This is a genomic window from Dietzia sp. ANT_WB102 (assembly GCF_008369165.1).
Lineage (GTDB): Bacteria > Actinomycetota > Actinomycetes > Mycobacteriales > Mycobacteriaceae > Dietzia.
On sequence record NZ_VOBA01000001.1, the window covers coordinates 282,463 to 296,110 of the forward strand.

The window sequence follows — 13,648 nt, forward strand, 5'->3', positions numbered from 1 at the left end:
GCACCGCCAGCCTCGCTTGCCCCACGCGCGCAGGGCGGGCCCCTACTCCCCGAGTCCCAGCGGAGTGGCGTCGAACTCCCCTGACAGCGCCGAGATTGACCGCGCCAGCCGCAGGTCACGCCGGGTCACCCCGTCGACGTCGTGGCTGCGCAGGTCGAGTGTGACCTCGTCGTAGCTCCACAGCAGGTCCGGATGGTGATTCTGCGAGTTGGCGGCCTGTCCGATCGCGGCGACCAGGTTGATCGCGGCCTGCGGCGTCTCGCAGACGGCGGTATAGGTCAGTGACCCTTCAGACAGTGCCCAGCCGGGCAGATCCGACAAGCCTTCGGCGATCTGCTCCTCGGTGAGGCGGGTGTCGTCATCGGCATCGGGGCGGGCATTATCAGCGTCTGCGCTCATGCCGTCCAGTCTGGCATCTCCCGCCGCGGCCGGCACCTCTACCGCGGCCGTTTTCCCGGGCACGCGGCCTACTGTTGTTGGCGTGGAATCCCCAGCCAGTCCTCTGCCCCCCGGTGCCGGACGGTATGCACCCAGCCCGTCGGGCGACCTGCACCTGGGCAACCTGCGCACGGCGGTGGCGGCGTGGGTGCTCGCCCGCGATTCGGATCGGGCGTTCCGGATGCGGGTAGACGATCTTGACACCGCCCGAGCCCGCCCCGGCGTGGCGGAGCGGCAACTTGCTGACCTCGCGGCGATCGGCATCGACTGGGACGGCGAGATCATGTGGGAGTCGGAACGCTCGCACGCCTACGCTGCCGCTGCGAACCAGCTGGCCGACCAGAGCTTGGTCTACGAGTGCTATTGCTCGCGCCGCGAGATCGCCGAGGCCCCGCGCGCGCCACACTCTCCGCCCGGCTCCTACCCTGGCACCTGCCGGGACTTGTCCGAGACGGAACGCGAGAGGCGCCGCCGTGCCCTCGGCCCGCGACGGGTGCCGGCGCTGCGTCTGCGCGCAACGGTCGCGGAATTGACGATCACCGACGTGATTTGCGGACCGTACACGGGTGTCGTCGACGACGTGGTGCTGCGCCGCGGGGACGGCGTGTGGGCGTACAACCTGGCGGTGGTCGTGGACGATGCCGAGCAGGGCGTCGACCAGGTCGTGCGCGGCGAGGATCTGCTTTCGTCCACCCCTCGCCAGGCCCACCTCGCCGACCTGTTGAACCTGCCCCATCCGGAGTACGTTCACGTCCCGCTCGCTGTCAACGCCGCCGGGGAGCGGCTGGCCAAGCGGGACGGCGCAGTGACCCTGGCAGACCTGGCGGAGGTGGGGACGACGACGAGGGCCGCCGTCGCCCGGATCGTGGCCTCTCTCGGTGGACCGGAGGGTGCGGACTCCATCGAGGCGCTGCGCGGTGTGGTCACGGCGGAGTCGCTGCGGTCCGGCCCCTGGGTGGTGGCCTAGCGTTCAGCACGCTCGGCCCGGCGGGCCGCATTCGCCGCCCGGCCGCGCCTGCGCGGATAATCGTCGCTCATGACCACTCCACCGCAGAATTCTGACCCGCTCGGGACTGGGCGGCCGGACGGGAGCACTCCCGAGCCGGCGCGCAGCACCCGGGCCGTCTTCGCCACCGTCGCCAGCCCGTACTACGGCTACCTGATCGCCCTGTTCGTCGGCGTGATGCTTATCAGCAACGTCACCGGAACCAAGGGCGTCCTCCTCTTCCCCGACTTAAGCTTCGAACTCGGTTTCCTCTCGATGGACGGGCTCGTCACCGATGGCGCCTTCCTGCTCTTCCCGCTGGCCTACGTGCTCGGCGATGTGATCAGCGAGGTGTACGGCTTCCACGCGATGCGTCGCGTTGTTCTGTCCGGTTTCGCGGTCCTCGCGCTGGCCGCGGCGAGCTTCACGGCCACCGTTCACCTGCCGGAGGCGCCGTTCTACGAGAACCAGGACGCGTTCGGGGCCGTTGCCGGGGTCATCCCGCAGTTCTTCCTCGCCGGCCTGGCCGGGTATGTGGTGGGCGAGCTGCTCAACTCGTACGTCCTGGTGTGGATGAAGCGCCGCACCGGTGAGCGAAGCCTCTGGGCTCGACTGCTCGGCTCGACCGTGGTCGGCCAGCTCGCGGACACGATGGTGTTCTGCACGATCGCCGCCCCGGCCCTGGGCATGGTGCTCGGCTCGGGCGACTACTGGAACTACGTCGTCATCGGCTTCGTGTGGAAAACCCTCGTCGAGGCGGTCCTGCTGCCTGTGACCTACACGGTGATCGCGTGGATCAAGAAGCGCGAGCCCAGCTATCAGACCGCGCTATCGCGTGCCGCCCTGCAACACTCGGCGGTATGACCTCCCCTGAGCTACCCGCCGGCGAGCGACCCGCCGCTGATCGGCCGGCAGCCGGGCGCCCCTCGGTGACGGTGTTCGGCGCGACCGTGGACGACCAGACCCGATGCGTGCACTACCGCGGCCCGCTGGACGTGGTGGCGATCCGTTTTTACTGCTGCGGCGAGTTCTATCCCTGTTTCCGCTGCCACGCCGACGCCGCCGACCATGCGCTGTCGGTGTGGCCGCGGGAACTCTTCGACGCGCACGCTCTCTTGTGCGGGGTCTGCCGGTCGACCCTGTCGATCGCCGAGTACCAGTCCAGCGATGCGTGCCCGTCGTGCGGGACGGCATTCAACCCGGGCTGCTCGCTGCACTACCCGCTCTACTTCGGGGACTGACGAACTTCCGCGGCTCGAGAGCCCGCACGTCGAGTGGTCACATACAACCTTTCCGGCCTGCCCGCTCCAGGGAAATCGCGAGCGGCTCTGACCACTCGGCGAGCGGTCGGTACACCGGGGCAGGATGCGGCTCAGCCCTTCGCCGAGTGTCAGCCCTTCGACGCGTAGTACCGCCCCAGGAACTGTTCCTTGTAGGCCACGTACTCGTCGGGTCCCACCGCCATCGCCGCGCGCACCTCGTCCACGAGCCGTACCACAAACGCGAGATTGTGCAGGGTGAGCAGGGTGGAGCCGAGATACTCCTTGGCCTTGAACAGGTGGTGCAGGTAGGCGCGGCTGTACTCGCGCGAGACCTCGGACGGCCCCTCGGGGTCGAGCGGGGTGTGATCGTGACGGAACTGGGCGCGAGTGATGTTGACCCGCCCGTCGAGGGTGTAAATCCCACCGTGGCGGGCCAGGCGGGTGGGGGCGACGCAGTCGAAGGTGTCAGCGCCGTTCTCGACTGCGGTGAAGATGTCGTCGGGCTCGCTGATCCCCAGCAGATGCCGCGGCCGGTCTTCGGGCAACTCCTCGGTGCACCAGCCCACGATCGTGCCGAGGTTCTCCTTCTCCAGCGCGCCGCCGATGCCGTATCCACCGAAGCCGCGCCGCCCCTCGGACTCTGCGGCCTCGCTCATCGCGACGAGCCCGCGAACGGCCTGCCGCCGCAGGTCCTCGAACTGGGCGCCCTGAACGACGCCCCACAGCGACTGCCCCGGCCGGTGGGTGCGTTCGGTCGACAGCCGCTCGTGCTCGTCGAGGCAGCGCTGCGCCCAGCGCCGGGTCCGTTCCACCGAACGCTCCTGGTAGGTGCGCGTGTTCATCAGCGTGGTGAGTTCGTCAAAGGCGAACAGGATGTCGGCCCCCAGCGAGTGCTGGATCCGCATCGAGACCTCCGGAGAGAAGCGGTGCCGAGAGCCGTCGAGGTGCGAGGTGAAGGTGACGCCGTCTTCGTCGACCTTCGCCAGCCGCCCCTGCCCCTTGTTCGTCGCGGCGTCGTCAGGCTTGGTGCCGGCACTCATCTCGATCACCTTCTTGAACCCGACGCCCAAGCTCATCACCTGGAACCCGCCCGAATCGGTGTAGGTGGGCCCGGACCAGCGCATGAACTCTCCCAGTCCGCCGGCGGCGTCGACGACCTCGTGGCCGGGCTGGAGGTAGAGGTGGTAGGCGTTGGCCAGGACGGCCTGCGCGCCAGTGGAGCGGACCTGCTCCGGAGTGAGGGTCTTGACGGTGGCCTTGGTCCCGACGGGGATGAATGCCGGGGTGGCGATGTCGCCGTGCGGGGTGCGGATGACGCCGGTCCGACCGCCCGCGGTGCCGTCGAGGACCATCCGCTCGCCCACGTCGAAGGTGGTGGCGCGGGTAGTGGGAGTGATGTTGTCCGGCATCGCTCCATCGTGGCATGGCGGTTCCGGAATGCCGACGTGCCCCTAAGGTGGGGCGTACGTGGGCGCGCGGACGCGGTCGTGCGGTTGCTGAGACGTGACGCTATGACGAGGTGGACTGTGGCGAAGTGGGGCTGTGGCGAGGTGGGGCCCGATGACAGGACGGGGCGATGACGAGGTGGGGCGATGACCGCGTCAGGTGGCCGTAGGCTCTCCCGACACGAGCGCCGGTCACAGCTGATCGAGTTGGGTATCCGTTTGCTGGAGACCGTGCCTTTCCACGCTCTGTCGTTGGACGAGGTGTCTGAGCGGGCCGGGGTGTCCCGCAGCCTGCTCTTCCATTATTTTCCCACCAAGCTGGACTACCTGACGGCGGTCGTGCGGGCGGCCGCCGACCACGTGCTGTCGTTGACCGAGATCCCCGAGGGTGCGCACGCAGAGGACAGCACGCGTGCGATCATCACGGCGCTCGTGCGGTACGTCCAGCGGCGTCGGGACAACTACGTGGCGGTCCTCCGCTCGGGCCGGGCGGTGGATCCGGTCCTGGAGAAGGTGGTCGACGGGATGCACCGGACGATCAGTCTGCGAATCCTCGACAGTTACGGAATGCGCGAGCCTGGCCCGCTGGCGCTGGCGCTGACGCGGGCGTGGCTGGCCGGGGTGGAAGAGTTGGCGCTGCTCGGCGAGGAGTCCGGTGTGCCGCAGGACGCGGTGATCCAGTCCGCGCTGTCGACACTGAACGCGGTCGTGACACTTCCTGACTTCGTCGAGGACCTCCCCGGCCACGCCTGACTCTGCCCGCCGCCCCCGCACCCGCAGCCCCTCCCGCAGCCCCTCCCGCGTGCCCCCTCCCGCAGCCGCGCGCAATCCCTGCAGCCGCACAGGAATTTACGTGCGCGGCTGCAGGGATTGCGCGCGGCTGCGGCTGGGGGTGAGTGACCGCGACATGACAAGAGCCCCGGACCTCTTCTCAGAGATCCGGGGCTCTCCCCTTGGCGGTGGCGGTGGGATTTGAACCCACGGTTGGGGGTTACCCAACAAAGCATTTCGAGTGCTTCACCTTCGGCCGCTCGGACACGCCACCGCCAAGTAGGTTACGGGATGAGTTCCCGCGACGAAAATCGCGAGGTCACTTATCGTTGCCGGTGAGCTTGCTCGCGGCTTCGTTGGCCTTGTCCTTGAGCTTCTCGGCGCCCTGCTTGAGGCCTGCCTTGCCCTGATCGGCCTGGCCCTCGGCCTGCAGATCACGGTCTCCGGTTGCGGCGCCAGCCGACTCCTTGGCGCGGCCACCCAACTCCTCGGCCTTGTTCGAGAACTTGTCTCCCACTCCCATGTGGTTCTCCTCTCGATCGCGGCGCCGGGACCCGGCGCCTCCCGTCCTCCACCGTACGGAGACCCAGGCGGGGCCTCCACCGTGAGCGGGTCACGATCCGGTCACTGTCTGCCGGAGTCGAACGCGACCACCGCGCGCTTTCGCCACTCACCCATGGGCGCGGAACACTCACCGACGGGCGCGGAAGAAGTCCTCCAGGATCGCCGCGCACTCCTCCTCGAGTACCCCGCCTCGCACTTCCGGACGATGCAGCAGCCGCCGGTCCCGGACGACGTCCCACAGCGATCCGCACGCCCCGGTGCGCGGCTCCCAGGCACCGAACACGATCCGTCCGACCCGCGCGGCGACCGCCGCCCCAGCGCACATCGTGCACGGCTCCAAGGTCACCACGAGGGTGCAGTCCTCCAGTCGCCAGCCGTCATCCAGAACCCGTGCCGCCTCGCGCAGGGCGAGCACCTCGGCGTGGGCGAATGGGTCACCGTCGGCCTCCCGACGGTTGGTGGCCACGGCCAGCTCGCGACCGTCCGGGCCCAATACCAGCGCGCCGACGGGCACGTCCCCTGGAGGAGTGCCGCCCGCTACCGCGAGAGCACGCCGCACCAGTCCCTCGTCGGCCGCCCGCGCGGATCCCCGGTGTGCGGGATCCACCGACCCGCGCGGGCTCACTGACACCGCATAATCACGAACACAGCCAACTCACGCGCATACCATCGTCACGTGTCGGGTTGGTGCCGCTCGAACTCGTCGCCGAAGCCCATCCGCTCGGCCACCGACTGCAACTGCTCGTCGGCGTACAGATCGGTCTCGGAGACGATGATCTCCAGCACCCCGGACGGCAGGCCCATGTCCTCGAGGATCGCCATGTCGCCCTCCCCCCAGGGGTCAGTCTCCTCGAGCTCATCGTCGGTCATGTCGGGCACATCCACGTTGAGCTCGTCCAGCACATCTGCCGCGAGGTCGTAATCCAGCGCCGCGGTGGCATCCGAGAGCATGAGGCGCATCCCGGACGGTCCCGGGCGCAGGATCACGAAGAACTCGTGTTCCACATCGACCAGACCGAACGACGGCCCCTCGGCGCGCAGCGACCGTACCTGCTGGGCGGCGTGGTCGAGACTGGTGAGGGCGGCATCGTCCAGTTGGACGACCTGCCAGGACCCGCCGTCCTGGACCACCCCGAGTGCGGTGCCAGTAACAGAGTCGTCGCCGGAGTCGCGGGCGTGTTGGTCGGAGCTGCTGGCCATGGACCCAACCGTAGTCGGCTGTGAGAACCTTGTCAGGTGACGGTGGCGGCGGACGTGTGCGTGCTCGGGGTCGGTCTGATCGGCGGCTCACTCATGCGGGCTCTCGGCCCCGAGCGCACATTCGGCTGGAACCGCTCCGCCCCCAACGCCGAGGCCGCTACCGCCGCAGGTTTCGACGTCACCACGGATCTGCCCTCCACGCTCCGCCGGGCCGCGGAGGCGGATGCCCTCGTCGTCGTGGGCGTTCCCCTCCCCGCCCTCGACGCCGTCCTGGACGCGGTGGCCGAGCACGCACCCACTGTCGCCCTCACCGACGTGATTAGCGTGAAGGGACCTGTCCTCGACGCGGTGCGCCGGCGCGGACTGCACGCACGGTTCGTCGGCGGGCATCCCATGGCCGGGACCGCGCACTCCGGTTGGAACGCCACCGATCCCGACCTGTTCCGCGGCGCCACGTGGTTCGTCGCGGCCGATGACGACGCCGACCCTGACACCTGGGGGCGGGTAGCGCGGCTCGCGCTGGACGGCGGCGCGCGGGTGATCTCGGCGACCTCCGCCGACCACGACACGGCGGTCGCCCGGATCTCCCACCTGGGGCATGTACTGGCCGAGGCCCTCGCCCTGGCCGGCGGGCGCGGCGGAGACCTCGCACTCGCGCTGGCCGCCGGGTCGTTCCGGGACGGCACGCGCGTCGCCGGGACTGCACCCGACCTGGTGCGGGCGATCTGTGAACCCAACCGCGACGCGCTGCTGCCCGTGCTCGACGAGTGCCTCGCCGACCTCGGGGCCGCGCGGGCCGCACTGGCCGAGCAGGGAACCCTGGGGGCGCTCGTCGACGACGGCAATCACGCTCGGCACGCGTACGAGAACGCGCAGGCCACCCGCGCCGGCGGGGACACCCGGCCACTGGAGGTCACGCCGGGAACTGCCGGGTGGCTCGAGGCGCTACGGGAGGCCGGCGCCGCAGGCCGCGAGGTCAAGCCCGTCGGCTAATAGTTCAGGCGCGCCGGCCAGCAGGTCAGACCCGTCGGCTGAGCCCCGGCACGTCGACGATAATGCCGTCGGAGTCGACCGTCGCACTGGTCGAGGCGGTGGCGGTGATGCCGTGAACCTGCTCGTCGTCGCTGGAGAGCGTGACCGTGTCCTCGGTGACGTCGAGCGTCAAGGAGTCCACCGACAGCACGCGCTCCTCTGCAGAGCCCGGCTGCGCGTGCAGGCCCAGGCGACGGATCATCACGCTGGCGAAGAACACGCTGTAGGTGATGTCCACGTCCACCACGCCGTCGGCGCCCACGCGCGAGCGGGTGCCGGAGGAGTCCTCGAGCAGCCAATCCCCCTCGCCGTCGCAGACCAGGTCGATGGTGCGCTCGATTTCCTCGGTGGTGACGGTCAGCCCCACCCGGCGCAGGGCGGTGTCGGAGCCCAGCTGGGCCTCGTACTCGACGGTGAAGGCAGGGTGCTCGGGGTCCGTCGCGGCGACGATCCGACCACGAGCGCGGGAGGAATCGCCCTTGGTAACCACTCTGACCTGCTCGATCAGTCTGCCGGTCTCGGAGATCCACGTGTACAGGCGGGGGGCCGAGGCGGACTGCACTTCGGACTTCGGCGAGGGCGACTGAGAAGCGTTCACACCGTCCACGGTAGGAAAAACTCCACGAAAAAGCACATCTGAGTCCCGTTTACCACATCACCACCACCCGTCACACCTCCGGGGTCGGTAGCCGGGGGGTCGATCCCGACCAGAGCGGGATCACCGCGGGTGCAGGTCCACCCGCGCCCGGCGCCACGGGTACAGGGTGACGTTGCGCGACCGCGGCCACTCTCGACCGCTCCCAACCGGCTCCAACCGATACCGCTCCAGCAACTGCCGCAGGATGACCTGCCCCTCCATCATCGCGAACGACGCCCCGATGCAGCGGCGCGCACCGCCTCCGAAGGGCAGCCACTCGGTGGGCGTGGGCACCTCACCCAAAAACCGCTCAGGGTTGAAGTCACGCGGGCCCGGGTAGGTGTCCGCGGCGCGGTGCGCCAGGACTATCGAGGCGGAGATGGTCACCCCGCGCGGATAGGTTCGGCCACCGACCGTGGCCGGCTCCTGCAGCTCCCGCATCACCATCGGCACCACGGGATGCAGCCGCAGGGCCTCCTTGAGCACGGCGTCGAGGTACTCCGACCCGCCCTCGGCGATTTCGGCGACGCACCTGTCCTGGATGTGCGGATGACGGGCCAGCTCGAGCATCGACCACGCCATGGCGGTGGCGGTGGTCTCGTGCCCGGCCGCCACGAGGGTGATGAGCTGATCGCGCAACTCCCGGTCGGACAGCCCCTGGGCGTCGGTCGCCGAGGCGCGGACCAGCAACGCCATGAGGTCCCGCCGCTCGGCCAACGCCGGGTCGCGGCGGGCGGCGGCGATCTCCTCGCCGAGGAACTCGTGAATGGCCGCCAGGTCCCGGAGTTCCCTGCTCCACGGCCGGAACCGGCGCAGCGCCGGGACCCCCAGGCCGATCATCACCACAGGACCGGCGTCAACCGCCCGGGCCACGATGGGGCGCATCCGGTCCAGACGCGCCGAATCGGTCACCCCGAACACGACCCGCAGGATCACCTCGAGGGTCAGCGCGTTGAGCAGGACGTGCGCGCGGACGCGACCCGAGCGCGGCCACCGGTCCAACTGTCGGCGGGTGACCTCCTCGACGAGCGTGCGGTAGCCGTCGATCTCGCGTCGCCCGAACGCCGGCGCCAGCAGTCGCCGGGCGCGGGCGTGTTCGTCACCGTCCTGGATCAGCAGGGAGTGCTCGCCGAGCAGCGGTCGGAGGACGTCGTTGCCTTTGCCGGCGTGGAAGACCGACGGCGAGCCTGCGAACACGTCCTTGATCTGCGCGGGCTCGGACACCGCGACGACCTTGCGCCCCCGGGGCATGAGATCGAGCGTGAACGGCACGCCGTAGCGCCGAGCCGCGGCCGGGAAGATGGCGACGGGCGCCGCAAGTGCGAGCACCGCCTGCAGGATCCGTGGAAAGCGGGGCCCAGGCGGGAGCAGGTCCCGTGCAACTGCACCCCGCGTGGCCCGGCTACGGCCCGTCTGACTGTGTGCCGCCTCACTGTGCATGGCCCACACCGTACGACCCGGCAACCAAAGCCGCAGCAGGTTCGACTGATGGTCCGCGCTGCTCCCGCACCCCTGCGCCACCCCGGGGCCGCCGCGCGTTCACCGCGATCACCTCGTCGTCGTCAACGATGGGGTTTAGCGTGGACCACATGGCCGTGCTCCCCGTGGACCTGGACTCGACGCCCGACGACATCGCCTCCCTCCTCGCGGTGGACGCGGCCGTGCGCGCAGCAGTGGGTCTCGACCACCACCCGCCCGCCCCGGGGGCGCTGCACTGGGCCGACGACGCGGGAATGTGGATGGCGCTGCTGCGGCCCGGAGACGGGCGCGCGCTCCTGGTCGGCTGGCACCCCGAGTTCTCCCTCACCGAAGGCGGCGGCAACTCCCGCGAGGCTGGCACCGACCTCGTCGGCGACGCCCCCGGGTGGTGGCGCCGCGGCGTCGAACACGCCCGCTCCCGCAACGCCGACCTGGGCTTTCTGTACGGCTGGGACGGGTCGCGGTGGTGGCGATTGGATCAACCGGCCGACGACGGCTTCGACCCCGAACTGTTCCCTGTGACGCGGGCGGCCCTGCGCGACATCGTCGACGAACTAGCCGACGACACCCTGCTCGACGCCCCCGACCCCGACGCTGTCGAGACGCTACTCACCGCCGGCTCCGGGCTGACCGCCGCTGACCTCGCCGCAGTGCTCCACGCCCCCGACGGGTGGCCCGAGGTCGACCTCGACGCCGGAGCCCGCGCCGCCCACGAGCACCGCTCCGCGGTCACCGCCTGAGCGCACCCCCTTCATGATTGCTCTCCGCCCTCTTTCTGTAACCATGGTCCGATGAGAAGACTCGGCTACGTGGCAGTGAGACGCCTCGCGCTCGAGACACTCGGGTGGACGCTCATCGTTCTCGGGGTCGCCGCGCTGTTCCTCCCCGGTCCCGGATTGCTAATGCTGTTCGCCGGAACCGTGGTGCTGTCTCGTCAATACGAGTGGTTCGACCGTCGACTCCTGGTCGTCAAACGTCTCGCCCTAGAGGGCGCCTCCCGTGGCGTCCAGTCGTGGCCCAAGATCGCGGGCTCACTGCTCGGGGTGGCCTGGCTGATCGGCCTAGGGATCTTCTGGGGCATCGGTTCGCCGGTGCCGACCTGGTGGCCACTCTCGCCCGACCTGTGGTTGGTCGGCGGCTGGGGCACCGGCGGCACCCTCATCGTCTCGGGTCTCGTCGGACTGGCGCTGCTCGTCTACGCGTTCCGCCGATTCCGCGGCACCCCCTACGACCATGAGGTCGAAGTGGTGCACGACCTCCATCGCCGCGAGGAGCGCCGCCGCGCGCGGGCCGTACGGCGCCGCGCCCGCACGGAGGTCACTCCAGGCTGAACCTCTCCTCGCCGTGCACCTCGACCAGCCGCTGCTCGCCACGCACGCACACGCGCACGGGGGTCGCATCGATCACGCCGTCACGGTGGCGGATCACCACCTCGTCCCTCATCACCGTCACGGTGAGCGGCGAGCGCAGGTAGGTCATGTTGAACGAGACCCCGTCAATACCGCCGGGCAGGTTCGGGTCGAACTGCAGCATCCCGTCCTCGACCCGCATGCCCGCGTAGAAGCGTTGCACCAGGTCGACCGTGCCGGACATGACCCCCATGTGGATGCCCTCGCGGGTCGTCCCGCCCTGGATGTCGTGCACATCGCTGCCCAGCGCGACCTTGAACCTCTCCCATGAGCTGTCCGGGTCGAAGCGCGCGAGGACACCGGCATGGGTGATGTACGACAGAGTCGACCCGTGCGACGTGCGGCGGTCGTAGTAGTCGATCGTCCGTTCCGCGGCGTCGTCGGGGAACTCGTACCCGAGGCGTGTGAACACCCGGCGCAGCTCGTCGTCGCTGAACAGGAAGAACAGCATCACCGCGTCAGCCTGCTTGGCCAGCTTGTACCGGTCCGGGGTGTCGCCCTCGGCCTTGAGGATCCGGTCGAGACGCTGAATATTGCCGTATTTGTCGCGGTACCCGTCCCAGTCCAGTTCCTCCAGATCCTCATAGCCTTCGAACTGACTGATGATCCCGTCGTGGAACGGCACGAACATCCTGCGGCTCATGTCTTTCCACCTGGCGATCTCCTCGTCGCGCAGTTCGAGTCGGGCACGAACGGCACCGGCGCGGGGTGCCGGCAGCAGGTCGAGCAGGTGGGCGGCGATATCGCAGATCCACGCCACGAACACATTGGTGTAGGCGTTGTTGCGCAGCCCGCCCTCTGAGGCGCCCGGGTACTTCTCGTGGTATTCGTCCGGGCCCATCACTCCGTGGATCTCGTACCGCTGCCGTTCCGACGAGAAGTGCGCGATGGATGACCAGAACCGAGCGATGCCGAGCATCAACTCCGCGCCCCGGAACTCGAGGAACATCGTGTCCTCGGTGATGGTGATGTACTGCCAGATGTTGTAGAAGATCGCCGCGCTGACGTGGCGTTGGTTGTGTGACAGGTCCTCGTCCCACTTGCCCGACATCGGGTTGAGGTGGACCTCCTGCGTCTCCTCGGTCCCGAGCGATCCGCTCTGCCACGGGAACATGAACCCCTTGTACCCTGCTGCCTCCGCCGCTACCCGCGCCTCGGACAGTCGCCGGTAGCGGTACATGAGCAAACTGTTGGTGACGGACGGGAGCCGGAAGTTCAGGAACGGGAAGACGAACAGTTCGTCCCAGAACACGTGGCCGCGGTAGGCCTCACCGTTGATCCCGCGCGCGGGCACGCCGGCGTCGAGATCTGAGGTGTTGTGCGAGCACGTCTGCAAGATGTGGCTGATGTGCACGCGCAGCAGGTGCTGAGCCTCGTCGTCACCGAACACCCGCATGTCGCAGGCCTGCCACAACCGCTCCCAGGATTCGCGGTGGTGCGCGTACGCCGCGCGGAACGAGCGCGCCCGGGAGACCGATCGGCACGCGCGTAGGAGAGTGTCCCCGGTCGCCGGGTCGCGCGAGGTGAACAGGGCCACCGACTTCTCGATCGTGGTGGGGACCCCGCGCTCCAGTTCCACGTGGAGTACCTGCTGGATGTAGTCGTGCGTCCGGAAATCGGAACGGACCACGTCCCGCTCTCGGCCGCCGGTCGAGACGAGGGTCCGGGCGGCGACGCTGACAATCACCTCGGACTGGCGCGTCCGAGTTTTGAGGGCGATCGTCTGCGGCCCCGCGACCTGCGTCGCCTGGGGACTGAGGTGGCTTCTCTCCAGCTGGCGGTAGCGGGGTACGCCGTCGTTGATGACGCGCCCGTCGATCGCGGTCACCACCTCGACCTGGCCAGACCAGTTGAGCGGCGTGAGAGTCCACTCCAGGTAGGCGTGGTGAAGGCTCGCCATGGAGACGAATCGGCGACTCACCAGTTCCGTCTCGCGCCCCTGCGCGTCGCGGAAGCGAAGCCGCCGCGTGAGCAGCGCCGATCGCAGGTCGAGTTCATGGTGATAGTCGAGGATCTCCACCTCTGCCAGCCGGAGCACCTCGGCACCGTCGACCCGAAGCTTGAGGGGCAGCCAGTTGGGGAGGTTGACCAGGTCCTCGTTGTGGACCGGGACCCCGCCGAGCATGGTGGTCGCGCGGTCGTAGACGCCGTGGACGTAGGTGCCCGGATAGTGGACCCCGTCGGCCTCCTCCCATTCGGCGGTGCCCCGGGTGGCCATGTAGCCGTTGCCGGTGGAGGTGAGGGTCTCTCGAAGTCCCTCGCTGACCGGGTCGAGGCCGACGTAGCCGAGGGTGAAGGCGTCGGCGCCGTCGGAGGCCGGAGCGGCGCGGTCGGTGTGAGAAGTAGTCACGCCTGTGACACAACCACACTGCTGACATGTGCGAGGGCTGTCCGGCACCGGAGGCCCCGGGATCGTCACCTCAGGG

Annotated in this window: 15 protein-coding genes and 1 tRNA gene; 7 read left to right on the forward strand and 9 right to left on the reverse strand. The window is 69.2% G+C overall.

The window, feature by feature from the left end:
* Nucleotides 1–42 precede the first annotated feature (42 nt).
* Nucleotides 43–399 carry a 4a-hydroxytetrahydrobiopterin dehydratase gene (locus FQ137_RS01305; protein ID WP_149290791.1) on the reverse strand — a complete coding sequence of 119 codons (357 nt, stop codon included), beginning with the start codon at nt 397–399 and terminating at the stop codon, nt 43–45.
* Between the two features lie 82 nt (nt 400–481).
* On the opposite strand from FQ137_RS01305, the gene gluQRS reads away from it, so the two are divergent.
* The 3 genes from gluQRS to FQ137_RS01320 all read left to right on the forward strand — a co-directional run bounded on the left by gluQRS (nt 482) and on the right by FQ137_RS01320 (nt 2,664).
* Entirely contained in the window at nt 482–1,405 is a 924-nt protein-coding gene (gluQRS, locus tag FQ137_RS01310; RefSeq protein ID WP_149290792.1) for a tRNA glutamyl-Q(34) synthetase GluQRS, read from the forward strand.
* Nucleotides 1,406–1,474: 69 nt separating this feature from the next.
* The gene (locus tag FQ137_RS01315; protein WP_149290793.1) at nt 1,475–2,287 is read left to right on the forward strand and encodes a queuosine precursor transporter; all 813 of its coding nucleotides are present in this window, start codon (nt 1,475–1,477) and stop codon (nt 2,285–2,287) included.
* Nucleotides 2,284–2,664, forward strand: a complete 381-nt coding sequence (locus tag FQ137_RS01320) for a CHY zinc finger protein (RefSeq protein ID WP_149290794.1) — start codon at nt 2,284–2,286, stop codon at nt 2,662–2,664. Before FQ137_RS01315 ends, FQ137_RS01320 begins: the two co-directional genes overlap by 4 nt.
* Before the next feature lie 149 nt (nt 2,665–2,813).
* On the opposite strand, the gene tgt is transcribed toward FQ137_RS01320, so the two are convergent.
* Nucleotides 2,814–4,094 carry a tRNA guanosine(34) transglycosylase Tgt gene (gene tgt / locus FQ137_RS01325; protein ID WP_188064715.1) on the reverse strand — a complete coding sequence of 427 codons (1,281 nt, stop codon included), beginning with the start codon at nt 4,092–4,094 and terminating at the stop codon, nt 2,814–2,816.
* A 183-nt stretch (nt 4,095–4,277) separates the two neighbouring features.
* Between tgt and FQ137_RS01330 the strand changes: the two genes are divergently transcribed.
* Nucleotides 4,278–4,883: a TetR/AcrR family transcriptional regulator gene (locus tag FQ137_RS01330; RefSeq protein ID WP_149290795.1), complete on the forward strand. Its 606-nt coding sequence runs from the start codon at nt 4,278–4,280 to the stop codon at nt 4,881–4,883.
* A gap of 201 nt (nt 4,884–5,084) precedes the next feature.
* Here FQ137_RS01330 and FQ137_RS01340 read toward each other — a convergent pair.
* From FQ137_RS01340 to FQ137_RS01355, 4 genes are all read right to left on the reverse strand, one after another.
* Nucleotides 5,085–5,175, reverse strand: a tRNA-Ser gene (locus FQ137_RS01340).
* A gap of 45 nt (nt 5,176–5,220) precedes the next feature.
* Nucleotides 5,221–5,424 carry a CsbD family protein gene (locus tag FQ137_RS01345; protein ID WP_149290796.1) on the reverse strand — a complete coding sequence of 68 codons (204 nt, stop codon included), beginning with the start codon at nt 5,422–5,424 and terminating at the stop codon, nt 5,221–5,223.
* Between the two features lie 168 nt (nt 5,425–5,592).
* Nucleotides 5,593–6,024 carry a nucleoside deaminase gene (locus FQ137_RS01350; RefSeq protein ID WP_188064930.1) on the reverse strand — a complete coding sequence of 144 codons (432 nt, stop codon included), beginning with the start codon at nt 6,022–6,024 and terminating at the stop codon, nt 5,593–5,595.
* Nucleotides 6,025–6,137: 113 nt separating this feature from the next.
* Nucleotides 6,138–6,665 (reverse strand): tRNA adenosine deaminase-associated protein, encoded by a 528-nt coding sequence (locus FQ137_RS01355; protein ID WP_149290797.1) that lies wholly within the window; start codon nt 6,663–6,665, stop codon nt 6,138–6,140.
* 36 nt (nt 6,666–6,701) lie between these two features.
* On the opposite strand from FQ137_RS01355, the gene FQ137_RS01360 reads away from it, so the two are divergent.
* Nucleotides 6,702–7,658, forward strand: coding sequence for a prephenate dehydrogenase (locus FQ137_RS01360; RefSeq protein ID WP_149290798.1), 957 nt, complete (start codon nt 6,702–6,704; stop codon nt 7,656–7,658).
* 25 nt (nt 7,659–7,683) lie between these two features.
* Here the strand turns inward: FQ137_RS01360 and FQ137_RS01365 are convergent, their stop codons facing one another.
* Both FQ137_RS01365 and FQ137_RS01370 read right to left on the reverse strand, forming a co-directional pair.
* Nucleotides 7,684–8,295, reverse strand: a complete 612-nt coding sequence (locus tag FQ137_RS01365) for a putative glycolipid-binding domain-containing protein (RefSeq protein WP_255583306.1) — start codon at nt 8,293–8,295, stop codon at nt 7,684–7,686.
* A 120-nt stretch (nt 8,296–8,415) separates the two neighbouring features.
* Nucleotides 8,416–9,705 (reverse strand): cytochrome P450, encoded by a 1,290-nt coding sequence (locus FQ137_RS01370; RefSeq protein ID WP_255584093.1) that lies wholly within the window; start codon nt 9,703–9,705, stop codon nt 8,416–8,418.
* 218 nt (nt 9,706–9,923) lie between these two features.
* Here FQ137_RS01370 and FQ137_RS01375 point away from each other — a divergent pair, with 218 nt between their 5' ends.
* Together FQ137_RS01375 and FQ137_RS01380 are read left to right on the forward strand one after the other, a co-directional pair.
* On the forward strand, nt 9,924–10,553 hold the full coding sequence (locus tag FQ137_RS01375) for a hypothetical protein (RefSeq protein WP_149290800.1): 630 nt from the start codon (nt 9,924–9,926) through the stop codon (nt 10,551–10,553).
* A gap of 69 nt (nt 10,554–10,622) precedes the next feature.
* Nucleotides 10,623–11,144, forward strand: a complete 522-nt coding sequence (locus tag FQ137_RS01380) for a PGPGW domain-containing protein (protein WP_255583310.1) — start codon at nt 10,623–10,625, stop codon at nt 11,142–11,144.
* On the opposite strand, the gene FQ137_RS01385 is transcribed toward FQ137_RS01380, so the two are convergent.
* Complete coding sequence (locus FQ137_RS01385) at nt 11,131–13,572, reverse strand: glycoside hydrolase family 65 protein (protein WP_149290802.1); 2,442 nt, start codon at nt 13,570–13,572, stop codon at nt 11,131–11,133. The genes FQ137_RS01380 and FQ137_RS01385 overlap by 14 nt on opposite strands.
* Nucleotides 13,573–13,648 lie beyond the last annotated feature (76 nt).